The 22,118-nt window shown below is 42.8% G+C and carries 17 protein-coding genes; 4 read left to right on the plus strand and 13 right to left on the minus strand.

The window, feature by feature from the left end:
• Window positions 1-13: 13 nt before the first annotated feature.
• From CHB62_RS04975 to CHB62_RS05005, 7 genes are read right to left on the minus strand one after another with little or no spacing between them, the layout of a single operon-like run.
• Window positions 14-1,147, minus strand: a complete 1,134-nt coding sequence (locus CHB62_RS04975; protein WP_089365937.1) for a glycosyltransferase — start codon at window positions 1,145-1,147, stop codon at window positions 14-16.
• Window positions 1,137-2,486, minus strand: a complete 1,350-nt coding sequence (locus CHB62_RS04980; protein ID WP_089365938.1) for a hypothetical protein — start codon at window positions 2,484-2,486, stop codon at window positions 1,137-1,139. Before CHB62_RS04980 ends, CHB62_RS04975 begins: the two co-directional genes overlap by 11 nt.
• On the minus strand, window positions 2,483-3,829 hold the full coding sequence (locus CHB62_RS04985; RefSeq protein ID WP_254919366.1) for an oligosaccharide flippase family protein: 1,347 nt from the start codon (window positions 3,827-3,829) through the stop codon (window positions 2,483-2,485). Before CHB62_RS04985 ends, CHB62_RS04980 begins: the two co-directional genes overlap by 4 nt.
• Window positions 3,813-4,727, minus strand: coding sequence for an AAC(3) family N-acetyltransferase (locus tag CHB62_RS04990; RefSeq protein WP_089365939.1), 915 nt, complete (start codon window positions 4,725-4,727; stop codon window positions 3,813-3,815). Before CHB62_RS04990 ends, CHB62_RS04985 begins: the two co-directional genes overlap by 17 nt.
• A 4-nt stretch (window positions 4,728-4,731) precedes the next feature.
• Window positions 4,732-5,754: a Wzz/FepE/Etk N-terminal domain-containing protein gene (locus CHB62_RS04995; RefSeq protein ID WP_089365940.1), complete on the minus strand. Its 1,023-nt coding sequence runs from the start codon at window positions 5,752-5,754 to the stop codon at window positions 4,732-4,734.
• Between the two features lie 58 nt (window positions 5,755-5,812).
• Complete coding sequence (locus CHB62_RS05000) at window positions 5,813-8,434, minus strand: SLBB domain-containing protein (RefSeq protein ID WP_089365941.1); 2,622 nt, start codon at window positions 8,432-8,434, stop codon at window positions 5,813-5,815.
• 8 nt (window positions 8,435-8,442) lie between these two features.
• Window positions 8,443-9,063: a sugar transferase gene (locus CHB62_RS05005; protein ID WP_089365942.1), complete on the minus strand. Its 621-nt coding sequence runs from the start codon at window positions 9,061-9,063 to the stop codon at window positions 8,443-8,445.
• Window positions 9,064-9,212: 149 nt separating this feature from the next.
• On the opposite strand from CHB62_RS05005, the gene dinB reads away from it, so the two are divergent.
• The 4 genes from dinB (at window position 9,213) to pyk (ending at window position 13,244) form a co-directional block, all read left to right on the plus strand.
• On the plus strand, window positions 9,213-10,313 hold the full coding sequence (dinB, locus tag CHB62_RS05010; RefSeq protein WP_089365943.1) for a DNA polymerase IV: 1,101 nt from the start codon (window positions 9,213-9,215) through the stop codon (window positions 10,311-10,313).
• A 337-nt stretch (window positions 10,314-10,650) separates the two neighbouring features.
• Window positions 10,651-11,394 (plus strand): hypothetical protein, encoded by a 744-nt coding sequence (locus CHB62_RS05015; RefSeq protein WP_089365944.1) that lies wholly within the window; start codon window positions 10,651-10,653, stop codon window positions 11,392-11,394.
• A gap of 21 nt (window positions 11,395-11,415) precedes the next feature.
• Entirely contained in the window at window positions 11,416-11,760 is a 345-nt protein-coding gene (locus CHB62_RS15155) for a hypothetical protein (protein ID WP_240616276.1), read from the plus strand.
• 20 nt (window positions 11,761-11,780) lie between these two features.
• Window positions 11,781-13,244 carry a pyruvate kinase gene (gene pyk / locus CHB62_RS05025; RefSeq protein ID WP_089365945.1) on the plus strand — a complete coding sequence of 488 codons (1,464 nt, stop codon included), beginning with the start codon at window positions 11,781-11,783 and terminating at the stop codon, window positions 13,242-13,244.
• Window positions 13,245-14,252: 1,008 nt separating this feature from the next.
• Here pyk and rpiB read toward each other — a convergent pair.
• The 6 genes from rpiB to CHB62_RS05055 form a co-directional block, all read right to left on the minus strand.
• Window positions 14,253-14,699 (minus strand): ribose 5-phosphate isomerase B, encoded by a 447-nt coding sequence (gene rpiB, locus CHB62_RS05030; RefSeq protein WP_089365946.1) that lies wholly within the window; start codon window positions 14,697-14,699, stop codon window positions 14,253-14,255.
• Window positions 14,700-14,762: 63 nt separating this feature from the next.
• Entirely contained in the window at window positions 14,763-16,778 is a 2,016-nt protein-coding gene (locus CHB62_RS05035; RefSeq protein WP_089365947.1) for a transketolase family protein, read from the minus strand.
• Window positions 16,779-17,339: 561 nt separating this feature from the next.
• The gene (locus CHB62_RS05040; RefSeq protein ID WP_009010434.1) at window positions 17,340-18,008 is read right to left on the minus strand and encodes an NUDIX hydrolase; all 669 of its coding nucleotides are present in this window, start codon (window positions 18,006-18,008) and stop codon (window positions 17,340-17,342) included.
• A gap of 226 nt (window positions 18,009-18,234) precedes the next feature.
• On the minus strand, window positions 18,235-19,395 hold the full coding sequence (galK, locus tag CHB62_RS05045; protein ID WP_089365948.1) for a galactokinase: 1,161 nt from the start codon (window positions 19,393-19,395) through the stop codon (window positions 18,235-18,237).
• Window positions 19,396-19,487: 92 nt separating this feature from the next.
• Window positions 19,488-20,771: an MFS transporter gene (locus CHB62_RS05050; RefSeq protein ID WP_089365949.1), complete on the minus strand. Its 1,284-nt coding sequence runs from the start codon at window positions 20,769-20,771 to the stop codon at window positions 19,488-19,490.
• 44 nt (window positions 20,772-20,815) lie between these two features.
• Window positions 20,816-21,907, minus strand: coding sequence for an aldose epimerase family protein (locus tag CHB62_RS05055; protein ID WP_089365950.1), 1,092 nt, complete (start codon window positions 21,905-21,907; stop codon window positions 20,816-20,818).
• Between the last annotated feature and the right edge of the window lie 211 nt (window positions 21,908-22,118).

The following is a 22,118-nucleotide window of genomic DNA, read 5'->3' on the forward strand; positions in this document are numbered from 1 at the left end:
TGGATAGAGAAGATTATCCCTTAGTGAGTCTAATCTTTGGCTTGTTTGATATCACTTCTTTTATGATTTTTATTTGGTAGTGGATATTCCATTTACTATCAATCTTGTTGAAGGCAGCCGTTCTGGTCTGCTCCCGTTCTTCTTGTGTTTGTGATGTCCATTTCTTTATGTATTCTGTCATACTTAAGAGGTTATCTTTCTCGAAGAAGTCACCTGTTATTCCGGGTTTGATTGCTTCAAATTCTGGGTTTTGATATGGAAACTGGTTATGAGTTATAACAGGGCAACCGAACGACAAGGCATGAATGGCAGTTAGCCCTACATTGCCAGGTGATACACATACGGATGCATTATAAAAGAACTCACCAATGATTTGGTCATCGTAGCAAGGACCATAAGTCCAGACATTATTTGCCAGGCCTTTGGAGGCAGCATAAGATTTTAGGTCTACATTCTCAATGTCCTGCCCTATGAAGATGGCATTAATTGGATTCCCTTCTCTCGCAAGAATCTCCATGCTATCAATAATCATGTCTAATTTTTTCCACTTCTGAATGCGACCACAATAGATGACAGTGGGATAGTTGTTGTGAAAGTATTCTTGGTAAAGCGTACTTGGTTTTAATGATGTACGTAATTCTTTTTCCTTGTCAGAATCCATGGAGTTGGCTATACAATACATGTGTGCAGGATTAAAACCTTGTTCAGTCATGAGTTTGATAGCATATTCGTTATAAAGCATCAGTTCGCTAAAAAGACTAAAGAAGAATCTTTTGATTAATCCTTTGAAATATCCCTCACGTCCATACCACCCGTGTGACCATGATATAGTCTTTTTCCCCATGAGCTTGCATAGAATGAGAATAATCCATGAAGAAAGACAAAATGGCTCTCCGTCAAGAATATAGTATTTATAATCTTTGAAGACGAGGCTTACGCTATTTGTCTGCCAGTAGAATGGGCCAAGAAACTGATTTTTCAGTGTTCTCTTATAACCATCAAGCCTTTCATAATCGAAAGTCTTTAATTTCTGCTTCACCTTGTCGCCCAGGAAGAAGTCGCAGCCAATTTCTCTGCTAATGAGTGAGAAGATGGGGTATCTGTAGTGTGCCCCTATATTGGTGATGATACAAAGATTATTGTTCATTATTATTGTTATTTAAACGGATATCAATTGGATTCTCTGTACATCCAAGAAGCAAAATTAAGATTAATAGGCCATTGGAAAGTAATGTTGTGAATAATGAGGTATTCAAGATGTAAGAGAGAGTTGGAAGAAAGATTACTAAAAGGTCTGAAAGCCTATATCGATAGGATATAGAATTGAGGATGTGCAAGAGAACATAGAAAACTAACCCTATTAAAAGCAATCCAAATATTCCTGCAGCTGCAATACCATCGGTTAAAAGGAAGTTTGCATTTGCATTTTGTGAACCATAGGCAACAGTCTTACCTAAAGAATCAGCATACGGGTAATAGTCTGTAAGGAGGTTGATTATATTTATGTGAGAATAAAGTGTATAAGGCTTGTCGTTGACAGAGAAGAAACGTAGATAATATTGTGTTAACCATCCTGCTACGGCTGTGGTACGGAGAATAACAATGAATCCTGCCCCCAGTTGTATAACTTCATCTTTCATATTGATAATGCCAATGCTTGCAGCTGAGAATAAATACATAACAGTAGAATGTAATCTCATATTGAAAGCATTTCTTTGTCTTTTGATAAAGAAACATAAGGCAATGAGTGCGAACGGCATGAAGAACGTAAGTTTCTGCATGTCTATCATGAAAAGTAAAAAGTAGGCCGCTGTTATGAGAGCAGTTTTAAGCCATTTCTTTTCACCAAGATAATTAATTAAGAGGAATGGATAGAATGCTCCAAATAGTGCTCCCTTAATATATGCAAGGATAGTTGAACTACCTTCTGCGTTTTCTGCATTTTGGGCTCTTAGTTCATACATTAAATCAGATTGAGTGAATATATTAACAAAATGCATAGAGCCTATATTGGTGATAACAAGAATAGCAGTTAACAGAATGGTGAAGAATTCAACCCATTTGAATGGTATCTGTGGAGCAATGATAATGTTTTTGAATATGGTATTGCTTGTCCCTATACAGAAGTACAGGGAGAAGAGGAAGGCCATGAGTAAACTATAAGTAAATTTCGTGAAGGTATCAATTCCCCACATTGTAAAAATCGCATGAATAAAAGGAATATACACCATGATATATAGAAAGATGGTGAAAAAAGAAGATAATACTTTTATTCCTTTATAAAACAAGATGGGGAAGATTGATATTACAGCCCATATCATATAAGTCGTTGCTGGCATTGGGATATAATCTATTCCCATATAATGAAAGAGCTTAAATACAAAACCATTGAATGCCAAGTCATATACAACTATATAGACAAGGCTACAGATGATTCGTGAGAATACATTGTCAGCATTAAAGATGAATCCTATAATCTTCTTCATATAAATATAATTCTAAGGATTAAAATAGTAGAAGATAGAATCCAGAAAGGAATGTATCTTTTGAATACAAATGGAGATATGTTAGCTAACCTTAGTATGTGGAAAAACATAGCCAGATTAACTAACGAGCATGTGAAAGTATATAAGGTTAGAATGTGATAGATATTGTTGCTCATATTGCAGGCTATGATGATAGAGCCTATAGAGATGGTAGCATATATGCTGTTATAATAAAATAGAATACGTTGTTTATTGAGGTAGCGAAACAACGGAATCAATGGCTGTGTAAGAATAGTTGGGAATGACCAAAAGGCAAGACATAAGGCTATTCCTCCTGATATTGTCCATTTAGGTCCAAGAAATAGTATGATGATTTTATCTCCTCCGCATGCAAGGAAAAGCATAGGTAGGAAAGATATTAATGAAACTACTTTCCCCACCTGTATAGTGCGCTGCTGTATTCTCAGTCTGTTATTTTCTGTATTATCGGAACATAATTGTTCATAATATATACGCCCAATGGCTGAGCCGATTATTGTCATTGGTAAGAGAAGAAGTTGTAGGATGATGGAATAGCTTCCAATTGTCGCTTTGTTGAAATGAGCAACAAGAACCAGTAACGGTATGTTGAATCCTGCGAAACATAGAATACTTGATGGTGCATCATAGACTACAAAGTTCTTGTATTTTATGATGATGGCTTTCATTTTCTGTAGGTCGAAAGCCCAAAGTTGTTTGTATTTCTTGATATAGAGGAGATATATAAAAAGAAATATGGCGGTTGCCATTTGTGCAAGTGTCGTTCCTAAGATAAGTCCATTAATATTGAAAAGCACTAAGATTCCAAATAAAATTCGGAAACCAGCTTGTGAACTTCCTAAAATAATATTTTCTATAGCTATACCAGAATATCTGCCATATCTGTTACACAAATTACTGAACACTGTATGCAAGGAGTATGCTATCAGATAAAAGAATAGTAATCCAATAGAAGGAAAGTTCTTGGAAAATTTTATCTGTTCTGTGTAGCTGAAATAAAATGCCAGTGTAGTAGCAATTGTAATCAATAAGCTGATGATGATACAGAGTGTTGCAGTATAAGAAATTTCTTCTTCTGTTACCTTTACAAGCGCATTTTCATATCCAGCAAAGAGAGCTAAAGTATAGATAGATACAAATGAAGAGAATACTCCCCAATCTCCAAAATCAGATGGAAGATATAAGCGCGACAAAATTGGAGTTACAACTATCGGAAGTAGTAACATAATAATATTACTCATGGACATTTTTAATGTGTTGAGTAATAATGTACTGGATTTTATCTTGTTAATAATCTGTATCAAATTTATATCCTTTAGTTGATGGGACGTAATACATTGTGATTCCTTTGCGTCCAAGTTCTAACATCTTTTCAAGGCAAAGTTTAGAATTAAAGACTTTTATAAGAAGATTGGAAATTCTTTTTTTACGGTACATTTCAGATGTGAAATGTTTTATGAGTCTTTGCTCGCGAGTCCTTCTTTCCAAGTCGCCTTCTATGCAAGTGTAATCCTTTATAGTCCCGTCATTATCATAATACTTATATGTTTTCTGTAGAGTAAAGAACTGTCCCCAATACTCATAGTCTTTATATAGTAAAGCTTCTACACAATGGTCAAATGTTCCGATGTAATGAGCATCAAGTCCTATTGTAAAGACCAGAGCTCCCAACGTAGTCATTTTGTACCATGGAGACTTTTCATCCCAGCAGTTTTTACATGCAGAGTGTTCCTCTACGAGCCATTTCGCATATTTTCCCCATGCACAAACTGAGTGTTGTACATTAATGCTACGAACAACATTTGGACTTTTCCTAAAAACTTCTGCAAGGTGACCTGCAAATGTTGGATCGGTCTTTGGGTTGAAGATATAACTTGGTTCTTTTTGGTAACGTGGGTTTGGGTACGATGGCATTATCAAAGTGCCCTCAGTAGTGATGATAGTTTGAATTTTTTTTATCAGTTCTTCGGCTGTACCTTGGTAGTTATAAAATTCTTTCATGGAAGCATGAATGCATATAACACTTCCCTTCTTCATCCCAAGGTTACACATGGTTTCCACAATCTCATCAGCTGTATATTTCTGATGATATAGTAATTTCCCTATACGTTTATGAATATCCTTTCGTAATAAAGAAATATCTTGTACACCTGTAACCTTCTTGAATAGGATTCCTAAGGTAGTTGGAATACTTTGTTTCATGCCATTATATGAAAATCTTCTTTATATCTTTTCTAAGTGATATAAGTACTAATATCATGTTCGTAATGATGAATACAACAATCACAAATATCATTCTTTTTGGTCCTGCAGGTTTTATAGGAACCTGAGCCCCTTTAATTATAGTAAAGACTGGTATTGTCTCTTGTAATTTTGCTTTCGCTGCATCATATTGGTTTTTTGCAGCTGAGTAAGTATTATACTTCAATTGCATATCATTTTCCAAGTCTTCTGTTTTAGATTGGATAGATTGTAGTATGACATCTTGATTAGCATCAGAGAATTCTGCATATCGCTTTCGTGCATCTTCGTAGCTGCTTAAAGCTTCCTGGGTAAGCTTTTTATAGTAAGCAACATCTTTTCGTGCTTTGTCAGTTCTGTAAGCTGTTATGAATTCTTTTAATTTCGTTCTTAAAGAGTCTGCTATAGTCTTACTGATTAGTGGGTCTTGGGAAGTTGCGGTGATAGTGATTACCCCATCTTTCGTGTCAACCTTGAGTGATATATCTTTGCGAATAGTTTCTGCCACATCTGCTTGCTCTTTGGTTAAGTGATATGGGGATACGGTATCTAATGTTATGTTCTTTTGTTTCTTACTTAATAGTCCTGTAATCCACGAAATCTTTTGATGGTTTGCAAGATAATCAAAGTAGGTGTACTGATTCCCATTACTGGTTGTAATGGGAATATTGAATAATTCTACTACAAACTTGTTATCTTCCATAAGATCTGGATACAACATTGGTGTAATAGCATCTGAACTTTTTAGCTGGGACATATCAAGTCCTAAAGATGATGCAAGTGAACCGATTGTTCCAGAATTCCCTGAATTGTTGATTTCTGGAGCTAACTTAGTGTCTGTTGTATAATAGCGAGGTTCATTCCAAATATATAGAATGGAGAGGAGCATCACTAAAGGTATTGTTATCAAGAAAAGAAGTTTTTCTTTGATGATACGCTTAACAATTAAGCGTAAGTCAATCGTAACAACTTTGTTATTATTAGTCATTTTTCTTTTTAATGAGAGTAAGTCTTATTATAATAACGTATTTATTCTTTTTTCTTACTTACTTTATCAAGTTCGCAATCGTAGCAATGACGGCTGCGATGCTGGCAGCACTTGAGCCGACACTGAGGGTTTCAGCAAGGCTCATGCGGCTTTGTATCTTTGTAGGAACAATGATCTCGCAGCCAGGACGTACCTTGGCATTGTGGCCAACCTTTGCTAACATACCGTTCATGTATAGGATATAGGTGTTACTCTTCTTGGCATCGCTGGCAAAACCACCGGCTTGATCGATATAGTAAGCAACGCTCTTACCCTCAACATAGCCGACAGAGTTAGGGAACATAACGGCACCATTGATCTTAACCGTACCATTGTATTGTGGAATAACAATGCGGTCGCCCTCACGAAGGACGATATCTGCATCGCTTCCAGGCTCTGCAATCGCTTTATCTAACTCTATACCAACAGGGTAGACATCAGGTACTTGGAATTTCTCCTCTAACTTCTTGTTGTTATCTTGTATCGCTTGAAGCACACCAGCATCCTTTGTTCTGATGGCTAAGTCCATCATGTTCTTGCGTTGTTGGTCTAATTGCATCTTATAAGCACTCTCCATTCGTAGGCGTTCGGATGGGGTAGGACGTCGTTCTAAGCGTGCTCCTTTGATATAACCCAGCTCTGTTGCACCGCCTGCAGCCTTATAGATGTCGCTAAGGCGCATCTTTCTTGAGGTCAGTGTGTAGTTTCCTGCGAACACCACCTCGCCTTCTATGCTCACATTCTGTTGGTCGGTCGTACCCGGACTCTTGCGTACATAGACCTCATCGTAGGGTTCAAGAACGAAGCCCGGAGCACCATCAATGACGAAGCCATCGCGCAATGAGAAGGAGTAAGTGCGTGCGATGATAGAGTCAGGGGTAAGTGCTTGCGGATTGGTGATACGTCGTGACACATCCACCTTAACTGTGGAAGCAGTCTGTTTCAGGCCACCTGCCTGCAAGATAAAGTCTTCTAACGACTCATTATCAGCATATTGATAGATACCCGGATAGAGTACCTCGCCATGAATAGTTATCGTTCGCTGCTCTTGTGCATCGGTGCGAGTAGGAATAAACAGTACATCCTCGTTTTGTAACGGTATGTCAGCAACACGTCCGGTGAGGATACCATCTACGTCGACAGAGATAACCTCGAGTGTGCGGTCGGCCTTTCTACGGTGTAAGACGGCGTGTGGAGCAAAGGCCACCTCGGTCAGTCCGTCTGCAGCCTCAATCAGTCCACGCACGCTATTGATGCGTCCTCCAACCTCATACATACCCGGACGGAACACAGCACCCTTGATTTCGACCATGTTCTCATACCTTGGAATGACGGAGTCAACGCTGATGGAGTCCTCATCGGCCACTCGGAAGCTACGCATATCAAACTCGTTGACATTAAAGATAGAGTATTGACGACCCGTCTTCCTGCGTACACGGACCGAACGGGTGTAGGCATCGCCTGCGAAACCACCTGCATAACTAATCAAGGTACCCAAGCTCTCGCCTCGTTTCATCTCATAGAACATTGGTCGTTTGACCTTTCCACTCACCTGAGCGAGCATCTCGTAAGGTCCAACGACGATGACGTCATTGTCTGCTAAGCGTACGTTACCACTCAGATGACCTCGACGAAGGAAGTCGTAGACGTCGACTGTGCTAATCAGCGTTCCTCCTCTATACACCTTAATATTACGTAGTGTACCCAAGTCTCCGATACCTCCCGCCATATAAAGGGCGTTGAAGACAGTGGCAAAGGCTGATAGTGTATAGGTACCAGGGGTCTTCACCTCACCAACCACGTTGACCATGATGGTATGGGTCTGCCCAACAGAGAGGCGGATGTTCGAACTGCTGTATCGTTTACCTATCTTTTCACGGATGCGATTATTAGCTTGAGCGACCGTCAATCCGCTTACCTGAATAGGTCCGAAGCCTTCCAAGGTGACGTAACCATCTGGGGCTACGGTCGTCTGGTAGGATTTCTGCGATGCACCATACACGTCGATAAACACAGCATCACCCGGTCCTATGCGATAGTTACGTGGCAGTGCCATGTTCATATTAGGTTCGAAGGACAGACTCTTATTGTTGAAGATGTCACGCCCCCACACCTTCTTGCGGTTCCTACTGAGTTGTTTCAGAAGGTTCTCATACATTGCTGCGGTGTCTTGCGGCATCCAGTCGTTCATCTCGGATTGCATCTTCAGATACTCACCATCGTTCTCATCGTAAGTGTTTGTCCATGAGCGGTTAGGAGAGATGCGTCCTTCAGAATATCGACCCACCTCCTGTTCGTTGGCGTCATAGTCGTTGAGCGTTGCATCAGCTATCTGTCGCTTACTCTTTCCAGGCGTTGTTTGTCCGTTGTTCGTACGACTGCGGTCGGCTGTTGTCCCTTCCTTTGTTGCCCCGAAAGCAGCATTTCCTTTCTGCATCTTCTCGTATAAGTTCCTGACACGGCGTATCTGCGAGATGTCAACACCACTCTGCATGAGCTTGGTGACAATCTGCGACTGTGGAGTACCTTTCTTATGCTCTTTCTGCACAAAGTCCATAACCTGCGTATCGGTCATTGACGACTGTGCAAACCCATTGAGGGAACATAATGCGAGTAATACAAATAGAATATATTTCTTCATTGTCTTGTTTAGAATTTCTTACCTGTAAGGATATTGACGACCGTTTTAACGATGATTGTAAAGTCGAGCCATAGCGTCCGATGTTCTAAGTAATGGATGTCCATCTCCATACGTTTGAGCATCTTCTCCATCGTGTCTGTATAGCCATTATAGAGTGTTGCCTCCGACGTTAAACCTGGTTTCATCTCATAGATGAGCTGATAGCGGTCGGTATGTCTTAGTATTTTGTCGATAAAATACTTACGTTCAGGACGCGGCCCCACGAATGACATGTCGCCTCTCAGCACATTCCATAGCTGTGGCAGTTCGTCTAAGTGATGGCCACGTAGGAACTGTTCCAATCGAGTAGAGTTCGAACTGTCGCATTTAGCAACCAGTTGTGGGCCCTCTTCCTCCACGATGCTGCTCATAGTTCGGAACTTAAAGATAGCAAACGGACGACCTTTATATCCAATGCGTATCTGTCGGAAGAAGATTGGTCCGTTGCTTTGATAAGTAATCAGAATACTGATGACGAGAAATAAGGGCGAACAGAGGGCCAGGCCGATGAGGGCACCAATAATGTCAAAGGCCCGCTTCATACTGTGTTGAAGCTTCCCCATGGCATCAAGACTCCCTTTCTCTCTCATTGTTTCTTCCTACTTTTAGTCCTTTATTGTTATAATAACTCTATTTTTGTAATTTTGTTGCAAAGGTACAGTATTTTATTTATTTTTCACTTAGAAATGCTTATCTTTCCCCTTGTCGTCGTAACTTTGTAAGGGAAAACGAGCTGAATATGCGTAAAATAATCCATATTGACATGGATGCTTTCTTTGCTTCTGTGGAGCAGAGGGACAATCCAGAATTGCGAGGCAAGCCTATTGCGGTTGGCTTCGACGGACCGCGTGGCGTGGTGTCTACGGCCAGCTATGAGGCACGCCCATACGGTGTACACTCGGCTATGTCTATGGCACAGGCGAAGCGGAGGTGCCCACAGCTCATTGTTGTGCCTACTCATTTCGAGAAATATAAGGAGGTTTCACAACAGATCCACGCTGTCTTCCATGAATACACAGACTTAGTAGAGCCGATATCACTTGATGAAGCGTTCTTGGATGTGACCGACAACAAAAAGGGGATTGAACTGGCGGTTGATATCGCTAAGGAGATTAAGCAGAAAATACTTGAGCGTACGTCGTTGACGGCTTCTGCAGGGATTAGTTTCAACAAGCTTTTGGCGAAGATAGCGTCTGATATGCGCAAGCCGAACGGTATCTTTACAGTGCATCCCGACCGTGCGCTCGATTTCATTGGGAGCTTACCAGTGGAGAAGCTATGGGGTGTCGGACCGAAGACTGCTGACAGGATGCATGAGATGGGGGTGTTCACGGGTGCACAGCTGCGGCGCATCTCGTTCGAACATCTCGTACAGGTGTTTGGTAAGATGGGGCGTGTTTATTACGACTTCTCACGGGGTATTGACAATCGACCAGTCGTTGTTGCCTACGAACGTAAGTCAGTAGGCTGCGAGCGCACGTTCCTTGAGGATTTACACATTGATACGAAGATTATCATCGAACTCTATCATATCGTCTTGGAACTGGTTGAACGCATTGAACGAAAGGATTTTAGGGGGAGGACACTCACCTTGAAACTGAAATGGGATGCGACGACTCAGATAACACGAAGCCTTACACAAGAGAAGGTGTTACGGACGAAAGACGACATTCTGCCGCTTGCCAAACGACTACTGAAGGACACGGAGTATCATGATCGACCCATCCGTCTGATGGGACTCTCGGTCTCTTCGCCTGAAACTAACGATAAAGAGGGACAAAACCGACCGCAATGGGTGGAGGGTTTCCTGCCTTTCAGTGATGATAAACACAAGAGATAACAGGTGGATGAAAGTCATTGACAAACAAGGCAGAACTATCCTTGCCGAATTATTATCATGAAAAAAAAGAATTATTATCATGAAAAAAAATATTTATTGTCGTGAAAAGAAATATTTTTCTTCATGAAAAGAAATTAAGACGGTCGGTCTTCTGTCATGGAATACTAAGTTAGATGCTAATCGAAAGTTCGTTAACTTGCCCTTAGAATAATGCTTAAAACATTTCCAAATATCAAAGAAAAGTATTAAATTTGCACTTGATAATCTGGCGTATAACGCCAAGGATATATTTTGTCCTTTGTTCTCTTCAATCATTATTATTAAGAAGTCATAGCGTATGCAATATAATGTAACGTGTAATAAATGCAATCGCACATTTACAATTACGGCTGATGGTGGCGAGAGTTTACAGTGTACTTGTCCTTATTGTGGGCAGTCGTTGTTTGTTAACTTGCCTTCACAGGTAAGCCCTGTGTCCCCTGTTGCACAGCAACCTATCAATGATCAGCATGACAGCGGGAACCAAAATTCAACGCAAAAAATACTTCTTACGATTCTGATTGTACTTATCGTAGGTGGCTTGGCCGTCTTTGGTTTTATCTACTGGCAGAACGAGAAGGAGGCAGCCCAGATGGAGTTGCAGGCGCAAAGGAAGGCTCATTCAGACTCGTTGATGCAGGTGCGTGCACAGATGGAGGCTCAGGAGGAAGCCGTACAAAAGCAGAATGAGAAGCGGAAGGGGATATGTAGTTTCCTAACATCGTTCTATCAGAAGGCCGTTCTGGTTGATGATGCGGACGCAAACTTCTATAGTCGTTACCTTACCGACTACTGTCGTCGAATCGTCTTCGGCGTGCCTGATGGTTATGATGCGGATGTTGATGAGTCGACGATGTGGTGGGGAGCCTTCGGAAACACTGCTACCGAGCCCGACCTCTCACAGCTTTTGCGCAATCTGACAGTGGTTCCTATAGATGACAACTGGTATAAGGTAAGACTGTCACAAGATGGAGAAACGGAGTATCGTCAGGTGAAGGTGCTATCGCAAGATGGTCATATCCTCATTGACGACATAAGATAATAAAGACGAAAGGAGGTTAGAATGCAATTTCAGATAGCTTGCAAACACTGTCATCGTCCCTTTGTTATTCAGTCGGAGGGTGGCAACACGCTAAGATGTAATTGCCCCTATTGTGGTGAGAGTATGACGGTGGCCACCCCACAGATGGGTGCGCCAGATGGCAGTCGGGCTGAGACGACGGCCACAGTGAGCCACGTACAAGTGGAGCGGGATAACATGAACGTACAAGCCAGACCTACGGTGGAGCGAAAACCATCGAAGGGTGGACTGGGAAAGAAGGTAACAATCATCTTTGTTAGCTTCTTGTTATTCGTTATTCTCATGTCATCACTCTTATATATAATATTCTCAGCGATGTCAAATTAAACTTTTACACACTCAAATTTATGAAACAGACAAAGATAGTATGTTCTATTAGCGACCGTCACTGTGATGTTGACTTCCTAAGAAAGCTGTTCTTCTCAGGTATGAATGTTGTGCGTATGAATACGGCTCATGCCAGTCAAGATGGTATCAGACAGATTATTCGTAACACAAGGGCTGTGTCGCAACACTTAGCCTTGCTCATTGATACCAAGGGACCAGAGGTGAGAACGACCGCATTGGACGAGCCTATTCATTATAAAGTAGGCGATATGGTTAAGATCATTGGCCGTCCTGAGATGGACACAACCAAGGACATCATTAATGTCTCTTATCCTGATTTCGCTCGTGATGTGAAGGTTGGCGACCACGTCTTATTTGATGACGGTGCATTAGACATGCTTGTTGTTGAAAGCGATGGCCCAATGCTGATCGCACAGGTGCAGAATGAGGGCGATCTCGGCTCTCGTAAGAGTGTGAACGTACCGGGTGAACATATCGAACTCCCTGCCCTTACGGAGAAAGACAAGAGTAATATCTTGTTGGCAATAGAGGAAGATATCGACTTTATTGCCCATTCTTTCGTTCGCTCAGCGGCTGATGTTCTTGAAGTGCAGAAGATACTTGACGAGCATAACTCTGATATTAAGATTATCTCAAAGATTGAGAATCAAGAGGGTGTAGACAATATTGACGAGATTATCGATGCTTCTTACGGTATCATGATTGCACGTGGTGACTTGGGTATTGAGGTTCCTATCGAGCAGATTCCTGGTATTCAGCGTAGTATCATAGACAAGTGTATCTTGAAGAAGAAGCCTGTTATTGTGGCTACTCAGATGCTTCATACGATGATTAATAACCCTCGTCCGACACGTGCTGAGGTTACTGATATTGCAAACGCTATCTATAGTCACACCGATGCACTGATGTTGAGCGGTGAGACAGCAAGCGGTAAGTATCCTGTTGAGGCTGTTCAGACGATGGCTCGTATAGCTGAAGCGGCAGAGCAGGACGCTCATAAGCGAGGACACATCACTGTGCCGATGATTAATCAGAATGATCAGCGTGAGTTCTTGTCACGAAGTGCTATCGAGGCTACCGAGCAGTTGGGTGTTAAGGGTATCATCACCGACAGCGAGACGGGTCAGACGGCTCGCAATCTTGCTGCCTTCCGTGGTCCACACCCTGTGTTGGCTATTTGCTATAAGGACAAGGTACAGCGCTGGTTGAACCTTAGCTATGGTGTTATTGCTGTCTATCAGCATCGCCATAAGTCTAATGAAGAGATGTTTACAGCCGCTTTGCGTATGCTTCGTCAGAAGGGTTACATTGAGTTAGAAGATAAGATAGCCTACCTCTCTGGTACGTTCGGCAACGGTGGCGGTACTACTTTCCTTGAGATAAACAAGGTGGGTGATGTCTTCGCACGCAAGTATCGCTTTCATCTCCCAGAGGGTGTGAATACGGGTGAGGAAGAGGCTTAATGCTTCTTAAGCCTTAACAATATGATTTATCATGGTCGTTCCTGTCTTGGAGCGACCATGTTTCGTATTATACAAACGGTGGACACGGTTGGTGGAAAGGGCTTTGTGAGGGCTTGAGCGATAGGGGAATATAAAATGAAGAAGCCTTCGTTGATGGGTTTATGTTGTTGACTTTCTGTTAAAATTAGCTCTTAGCGGTTGATGATAGTACTGTTAATTATGGGTAGATAGTACTATCAGTAATGAAAACGCAATACTATCAAGGGTGTGGGGATAATGTTCTTGGTTCGGGAGGATGCTTCTTTCAAGTGAAGGAGATAATCTTTTCAATTCGGAAAGGTTAGTTTTTTAGGGTAAAATGATAGTGATTTCAATGTGGCAAGAGCGTGTTATTTATTCGGAAAGGTTGTCCTTTTATATGAAGCTGATAGTGCTATCGGTCCAGGAAAGCCAGTCTTTTAGATGAGATCGATAGTGCTATCGGTTCGGAAGGATAGTGTTATCAATTCGGAAAGGTTATCCTTTTAGGTGAAGCTGATAGTGCTATCGGTTCGGGAAGGCCAGTCTTTTAGATGAGATCAATCGTGCTATCGGTTCGAAAGTATAGTTTTATCAAATCGGGAAGGGCAGTCTTTTAGGTGAAGCTGATAGTGCTATCGGTCTGGGAAGGCCAGTCTTTTAGATGAGATTGATAGTTCTATCGGTTCGGAAGGATAGTGTTATCAATTCGGAAAGATTATTCTTTTAGGTGAAGCTGATAGTGCTATCGGTCCGGAAAGGTCAGTCTTTTAGATGAGATCGATCGTGCTATCGGCTCGAAAGGATAGTGTTCTCTATTTGGAAGGCTTGTGCAGTTAATACGGGAAGGAGGTACTTCTAAGTGGAGGCAGAGCCGGCTATTAATAAAGAAAGGTAAGGACTAAAATAAACAAAGGTGCCAGAAGAATTTCTGAACACCTTTGTCATAATGCAACTTATATAAAATTTTCTTCCCTTGATGGGTTAATCCTAATCGTGTTGAAGAGGTATCTTCTTAACACGACGTTCGTGTCTTCCACCTTCAAAGCTGGCTTTGAAGAAGGCGTCGAGTATCTTCTCGGCTGTCTTATTGTCGATAAATCGGCCAGGAAGGACGATGACATTCGCATCATTATGCTGTCGAGTCAACTCGGCAACATCCTTGTTCCATACCAAGCCAGCACGTACGCCTTGGTGTTTATTAAGTGTTATGGCCATTCCTTCACCGCTACCACAGATAGCAATAGCCGGGTACACCTCACCACTCTCTATGGCTTCAGCCAATGGGTGAGCATAATCAGGATAGTCGCAACTTAAGTCACTATTACAGCCAAAATCCTTATATGCATACTTGTGTTCCTCCAAATACTGGATTACGAACTGCTTTAATGGATAGCCTGCGTGGTCGCAGGCAACTCCTACTGTCTTAATTTCCATAAGCTGTTTAGGTTTTATGAGTCCCTTACTGCCGTGAGGAAGAAGGGACGTCTGGTTAAACGTTTATGCTAAAAACTCTTTTACTTGCTTATATACGTTCTCGGCTGTGAAGCCCAACTTCTCGTCTAACACCTTATAAGGAGCTGAGAAGCCGAAGCTGTTGAGGCCATATACCTTACCATTGGCACCCACCAAGCCCTCAAGGGTCACTGGGAGACCTGCTGTAAGACCAAATGTCTTTGCGCCTCTTGGCAGGATCTGCTCTTGATACTCCTTGCTTTGGCGACGGAAGAGACCCTCTGATGGAGCACTCACAACACGTACCTTAATGCCGTCTTTGCGTAGTAACTCAGCACCTTCAACGCAGGTTGATACCTCAGAGCCGCTTGCAACGAGGATAACATCAAACTGTTCGTCAGATCCAGTGACGATGTATGCACCCTTGCGAGTCAACTGGTAGTCTGTTCCCTCTGGTAGGCTCTTCACATTCTGACGTGAGAAGATGAGCGCTGTTGGCGTATCCATGTTCTCCATAGCCATCTGCCAACATACGGTAGCAGCGTCACTGTCGGCTGGACGAAGCACTCGTACTGAGTCTTGACCAGCATGGTTCTGCAGCTTCTCCATCAAGCGTATCTGTGCTTCCTGCTCCACTGGCTCATGCGTAGGACCGTCTTCACCAACACGGAAAGCATCGTGGCTCCACACAAACTTAACTGGTGTCTGCATGAGGGCAGCCATGCGGATGGCTGGTTTCATATAGTCGGAGAAGACAAAGAACGTTCCCATTGCGGTGATAACACCACCATGTAGCATCATACCGATACACATGCAGGCCATTGCTAACTCACTAACGCCTGCTTGGAAGAAGGCTCCACTGAAGTCATCACGTGTGAATGCGTGTGTTTTATTTAGGAAACCATCAGTCTTATCAGAGTTGCTTAGGTCGGCAGATGATACGATCATGTTAGGAACCTGCTCTGCAATGACACCGAGACAAGCTGCTGAGCCATTGCGGGTAGGGATGTCACGCTTCTGTACAAGTCCACTCCAATCAATCTTTGGAGCTTTATTAGAGAACCACTCGTGCATCTGTTCTGCCTTCTTAGGGTTCTCTTTTGCCCATAGCTCTTCGGCTGCATGACGCTCAGCAACAATCTTTCTGAGTTCTGCTGCACGGTCATCATAGAGCTTCTGTACCTCTGGGAAAATCTTGAATGGGTCTTCTAAGTCACCACCAAGGTTCTTTACTGTATTTATGTAGGCGTCACCACCCAATGGTGCGCCATGTGTCTTAATACTGTTCTCGTAGCTACTACCGTCTGCTTGCAGTGCTCCCTTCGCCATAACAGTCCTACCGATAATGAGCGTAGGGCGGTCTTCCTCTTTATTAGCAGCTACCAATGCTTCACGGATAGCGTCTGCGTTATTGCCATCAATCTCCAGTACGTTCCATCCCCAAGCACGGTATTTCATGCCGGTGTCTTCGTCCATGACGTCTCCACACTCAGTAGAAAGCTGAATGTTATTAGCGTCATAAAACATAATAAGGTTGTTGAGTCCTAAGTTACCAGCTAATCGTCCTACCTCTGCACTAATGCCTTCTTGAACGCCACCGTCAGAGATAAAGGCGTAAATCTTGTGTTGCATCATGGTATGACCAAGCCTTGCTTCGAGGAACTTCTCGGCTACTGCTGCACCAGCAGCGTATGCGTGGCCTTGTCCCAATGGTCCTGAAGAGTTCTCAATGCCATGTTTAATGTCTCTCTCAGGATGACCTGGCGTGACAGACCCCCATTGGCGGAATTGCTTAATATCGTCAACAGTGAACTTTCTCTGTAGTGTCAGCGCAGCGTAGAGCATTGGCGACATGTGACCTGGGTCGAGATAGAAACGGTCACGGCCTGCCCATTCAGGCTGATCAGGGTCAAAGATGAGAAATTCAGAGAATAAAACGTTGATAAAGTCGGCGCCACCCATAGCGCCACCAGGGTGCCCTGACTTTGCTTTTTCAACCATTGACACTGCGAGAAGTCTGATGTTATCCGCGGCTTGGTCCATCAATTGCTTGTCATTCATAAATAGATTGGATTTTTGAAATTATAATGCAAATATAAAGATAAATATGGATACATCAAAATAATAAACTTACTATTTTCTCAAAATATTGAAAATTGCCTAAACGTAGGTATTTGTCTTACTTTGTTTCGTTGGTGTTTAGCTGTCTTGCGCTTGGTTTGTTGGTTTGCTGTCTTTGCTTGTGTACTATTCTGCTTAGCTTTGAACGCTATCTTATCATTGTTTTCTTCTGTGTGTTTTAAGGTCTTATTATGTATGTGTATAGTTGGCCTTCACTTTGAGGTGGGACTGTATAGAGGGCTTGTTAACGACTTCTTTCGTCGTAAGAATAGTCGTAAAGGGTCGGTAATGTCCTATCATTGAATGGGGTAGGGCATTCGCACGATTCTTCTCGTAGCCGATGACGCATAAAAGAAGGGCTTAGGGTGTATGTGATTGATGGATAGTAAGATAACAAAAAGGGCACATCAGAATATAGATTCATAATGTTTCTACATTCGATATACCCTTTATAAAAGTTGGTTTAGTAGGATCCTTCTATCAATCCCCTATTATAATAGGTTATAGTGAGGCCTCAGCATAAATTTCTTTATTGATACGATACAACGCAGCACCACGTTTACTTGTCACCTTATCAATAAGGTCTGTCTTCTCAATAAAGTCTATCTGCTTGATACGTTTGCGGAAGTTACGTTTATCAATCTCAACTCCTAAGATCGCTTCGTGTACGTTCTGCAGCTGTGTGAGGGTGAATAGCTCTGGGAGAAGATTAAATCCAAGAGGGTCTTTGTTGATGAGTTTGCGAAGTTGACTTAATGCTATCTGTACCATCTCGATATGGTCACCATACAAGTCGGGTAGGTTGTTGATGTCAACCCACTGCAAGTCATTCTCTTCTAAGAGCTTACGATCGTAGTCGGAGACGTTGATAAGTGCGCAATAAGCGATTGAGATAACACGGTCACCAGGGTCACGATCGGTCTCACCAAAGGCTCCCACCTGTCGCATATAGATGTTATTGATGCCAGTACATTGGTATAAGACTCTGTTAGCAGCCTCTTTCAAGCTCTCATCTTCTCTAACGAAGCCGCCATAGAGAGAGAGTTTTCCGCTGTAAGGTTCGACTACACGCTTACCAACGAGTAGTTGTAACTTCTTGTTTTCAAATCCCAATACGATGCAATCGACTGAAACTAATAGTTTAGGTTCTCCTTTGTAGTATTTGTTCATATTTTAGGTTTTGTTTAGAGATGTTTGTTGTTTTGATGTTTGTTGGTTGTGTTGGAGTATCTCTTTGTTGTGCAAAGGTGATATCTTAAGGTTATGTCTTGTGTTAAATACTTGGTATTCTTCTTTTCCTTAGTTCTTAGATAAGGGCCGAGCAGTAGGCTTGTTCGGCCCTACATCTAATATTGTATTTGTGGGGAGTGACACCTCGTGAGATGTCACCCAGTCATTAGCAAACCTTGTGAGAGCCGTCGCTGATAACCACAGGATAGACCTCTGGTGCGTGACCATACTTCGCATTGAACTTCTCAGTCACGTCAGCAATGAACTTATCGTACACGTTGTCCTTAACAAGGTTGATGGTACAACCACCGAAACCACCGCCCATAATGCGCGAGCCAGTCACACCATTCTCCTTAGCAACGTCGTTGAGGAAGTCGAGTTCTTCACAGCTTACCTCATACTCCTTGCTGAGTCCGTAATGTGTCTCGTACATCTTCTGGCCAACTGTCTCATAGTCGCCAGCAACGAGGGCATCGCAAACAGCGAGGACACGATCCTTCTCACCGAGAACAAAGTGTGCACGCTTATAGTCCTCAGCACTAACCACATCCTTGACAGCCTCTAAGTCATCCCAATTAGCATCACGTAATGTCCCGAACTTCCTGTCTGGGAAATGCTTAACCATAGCTGCAACAACATTCTCACAGCTTCTGCGACGGTCGTTGTATGGGCTACCAACGAGTTCGTGCTTCACCTTTGAGTTAACAAGAACGAGCTTGTAACCCTCTGGATTGAATGGGAAGTACTCGAATTCACGGCTGCGGCAGTCAAGGCGCATCAGCTTACCTTCCTGACCGAAGACGCTTGCAAACTGGTCCATGATACCACAGTTCACACCGATATACTTGTGTTCTGTAGCCTGACCAGCGAGTACGATGTCCCACTTTGATATCTTATTATCAGCAAACAAGTCGTTCAATGCGCATCCGAAGCAGCTCTCCATAGCGGCAGAAGAACTCATACCTGCACCGAGAGGAACGTCGCCAGCGAAAGCAATATTGAATCCCTTTACGTCGACACCAAGTGCCTTGAACTCCTGTACCATACCATAGATGAAGCGTGCCCATGTCGCACGTGGTCCTTCTGGGTCGTCAACCTTGAACTCTACACGGTCCTTTAGGTCGATTGAGTAGCACATAATAGTATTTGTACCGTTAGGGCGAACCTCCGCCATGACGCCCTTGTCTACTGCACCAGGGAATACGAAGCCACCGTTATAGTCGGTATGCTCGCCAATAAGATTGATACGTCCTGGTGAGAAATAAATGTTTCCAGTCTGGCCGTCGAAGTGCTTGATAAAACGACTTCTTACAAATTCTATGTCCATGTTAGTAATGTTTTTAATTAATAGTTTGGGTTTTATGTTTATATATCAATATAATGGCAAGCACCATGCCTGCCATTATAAAAGATGTCTGTCTAAGCCTTCTTTGAAGGATGTGAACCAATCAAAGCATAGAAGAGCATGTAGGCTAACATGCCAACGATGAGCCAGTAGCTCTGAATGTCGCCTATCTTTGTTGCCATGAGGTTCTGAATGAATGGCATGACGCCACCACCTACGACCATTGTCATGAAGAGACCAGAGGCTGTAGCGGTGTACTTACCAAGACCTTCTGTCGCAAGGTTGAAGATTACACCCCACATAACAGAGGTACAGATACCACAGAGGATGATGAACAACACCTTTGTTGGCACCTCAACATGGTCGAATGTGCTCTCTGCAAGGTTAGGGATTGAAAGGCTCATCTTGCTTGTCTCTGGCATAAAGATTGCCACGAGCAAGAGGAGAAGGGCTACGGCAGAGGTAACGGTCAGCTGCATACGAGATGAAACCTTGCCACTGATGAAGGCACTAACGAAGCGTCCAACGAGCATCAACATCCAATAAACACCTGCAATAAGACCTGCTGTGGCAGCACTACCGAGTACACCACCATTGGCAACTGGCTCACTGAGATAGAAGAGAAGCTGTCCTGGGATACCTACCTCGATACCTACATAGAAGAAGATGGCGATGATTCCGAGCTTCAACTGGCGATAATGCAAAGCCTCCTTGACACCACCAAGGACGTCGGTCTTCTCTGTCTCTGGCTCTGTCAGCTGTGTAAACCAAACGATAACGAATGATACTGCGAAGATAATCAGTGCTATCAGCAACAAAGGTCTTACTGCGTTGAGCGATGTATCCTTTGTTATCTCACCAATCAGAGAGCCTGCGAACATTGGAGTCAGCGTTGCTGCGAGTGAGTTCAACGAACCACCTGTCTGGATAAGTTGGTTACCACGGTTACCACCACCGCCAAGAAGGTTCAACATTGGGTTTACAACGGTATTCAAGATACATACGCAGAAACCGCAAACGAAGGCTCCGAGCAAGTAAACGATGTATGTGATGATAGCGTTTCCGTCCATCGCACTTGAGCAGAACTGTATTCCGATACCTACTAAACCAAGTGCTAAAGCAACAAGAGCAGTCTTCTTATATCCGTATTTCGAAATCATCAAACCTGCAGGAATACCCATGAAGAGGTAGGCTAAGAAATTCATCATGTTACCCATCATACCTGCCCATTCATAGTGCTGCTTCCATATTGTGCCGAATGGGGCGGCCATGTTGGTAACGAAAGCGATCATTGCAAATAGGAACATCATGGTGATAATGGCCACCAAAGTTCCTTTTTTGTTAGTTTGATTTTCCATCTTTTGTATTACTGTTTTTTATTAATTATTTCGCTGTTAGTATTTTACTTCTCAATACCAAACTTATAGATAGTCTTCTGTGTGTACTCCTTACATGGCTCTAAGATGACCGATGGGAAATAATGATGGTTTGGACTGTCTGGGAAATGTTGTGCTTCAAAGCAGATAGCACTGCGACGTGGGAAGGTTGCACCATGCTGACCTTTATAGCCGTCGGCCCAGTTATGTGTATAGACCTGTACGCCAGGTTCGGTTGTATAGACTTCCATCGTTCGGCCACTCTTAGGTTCTTTGATGCGCGCAGCGAACGACAACTCGCCTTCCTCCTTCTTATTAAGAACGAAACAATGGTCGTAACCTGCGCCATGCTTAATCTGTTCGTGGTCGGCGTCGATGTCCTTGCCCACTGCCTTTGGTTCACGGAAGTCGAATGGAGTTCCTGCTACCTTCAAGATCTCACCTGTCGGGATAGAAGTCTCGTCGATAGGGAGGTAGAAATCTGCGTTAATCTGACATTCTAAGTCGTCAACTGTTGGTGTTGGATTAGCTATACCAGCCAATGAGAAGAAGCCATGACTTGTAAGATTGATGATGGTTTTCTTGTTTGTCTTTGCTGAGTACTTGATAATAAGCTCGTTATCATCAGAGAAGGAATAGGCTACCCATACCTCAACCTCGCCTGTGTAACCTTCCTCACCGTATGAAGAAGTGTATTTCAATACGACAGCGTGGTCGTTAACTTGTACTGCATCCCACACCTTAGCATTGAAGCCCTTCTTACCACCATGGAGTGAGTTAGGACCATTATTGATAGCCAGTTTATACTCTTTCCCGTTCAGTTGGAAGCGACCTTTGGCTATACGGTTGCCATAACGACCAATGAGTGTAGAAAGATAAGGCTCTGGCGAGCTGATTACCTCTTGTATATTGTCATGTCCTTGGATGATATTAGCCATGTTACCGTCCCTGTCAGGAACCATAATAGCAACAATCGCACCACCGTAATTAGTGACTGCAACCTCATTACCCTTGGCATTTCTGAGTACGTATAGATCAGTCTTCTTACCGTCTATTGTCGTTTGGAAGTCTTCTTTCTTCAGTCCACACGCATAGTGTGTCTCTTCGGTATTTACCATGATGTTTCTGTTTTTAGTTACTTATCAAGGTTTGCAAAGTAAATAAAAATAAACGAAAACTGCAAACATAACCCTGAAAATAATAGAGTATGGTGTGTTAAAAACAATTAACATTGCGTCTTTTGTGTCCTTGAAGGGAGTAATAAATGTAGGCTTTTTCTGCTTTCTTTTTTCTTTATGAGTGGTGTAATCCGTATTTATTAATCATGGA

Origin of the sequence: Prevotella jejuni, assembly GCF_900187995.1 — a bacterium.
Classification (GTDB): domain Bacteria; phylum Bacteroidota; class Bacteroidia; order Bacteroidales; family Bacteroidaceae; genus Prevotella; species Prevotella jejuni.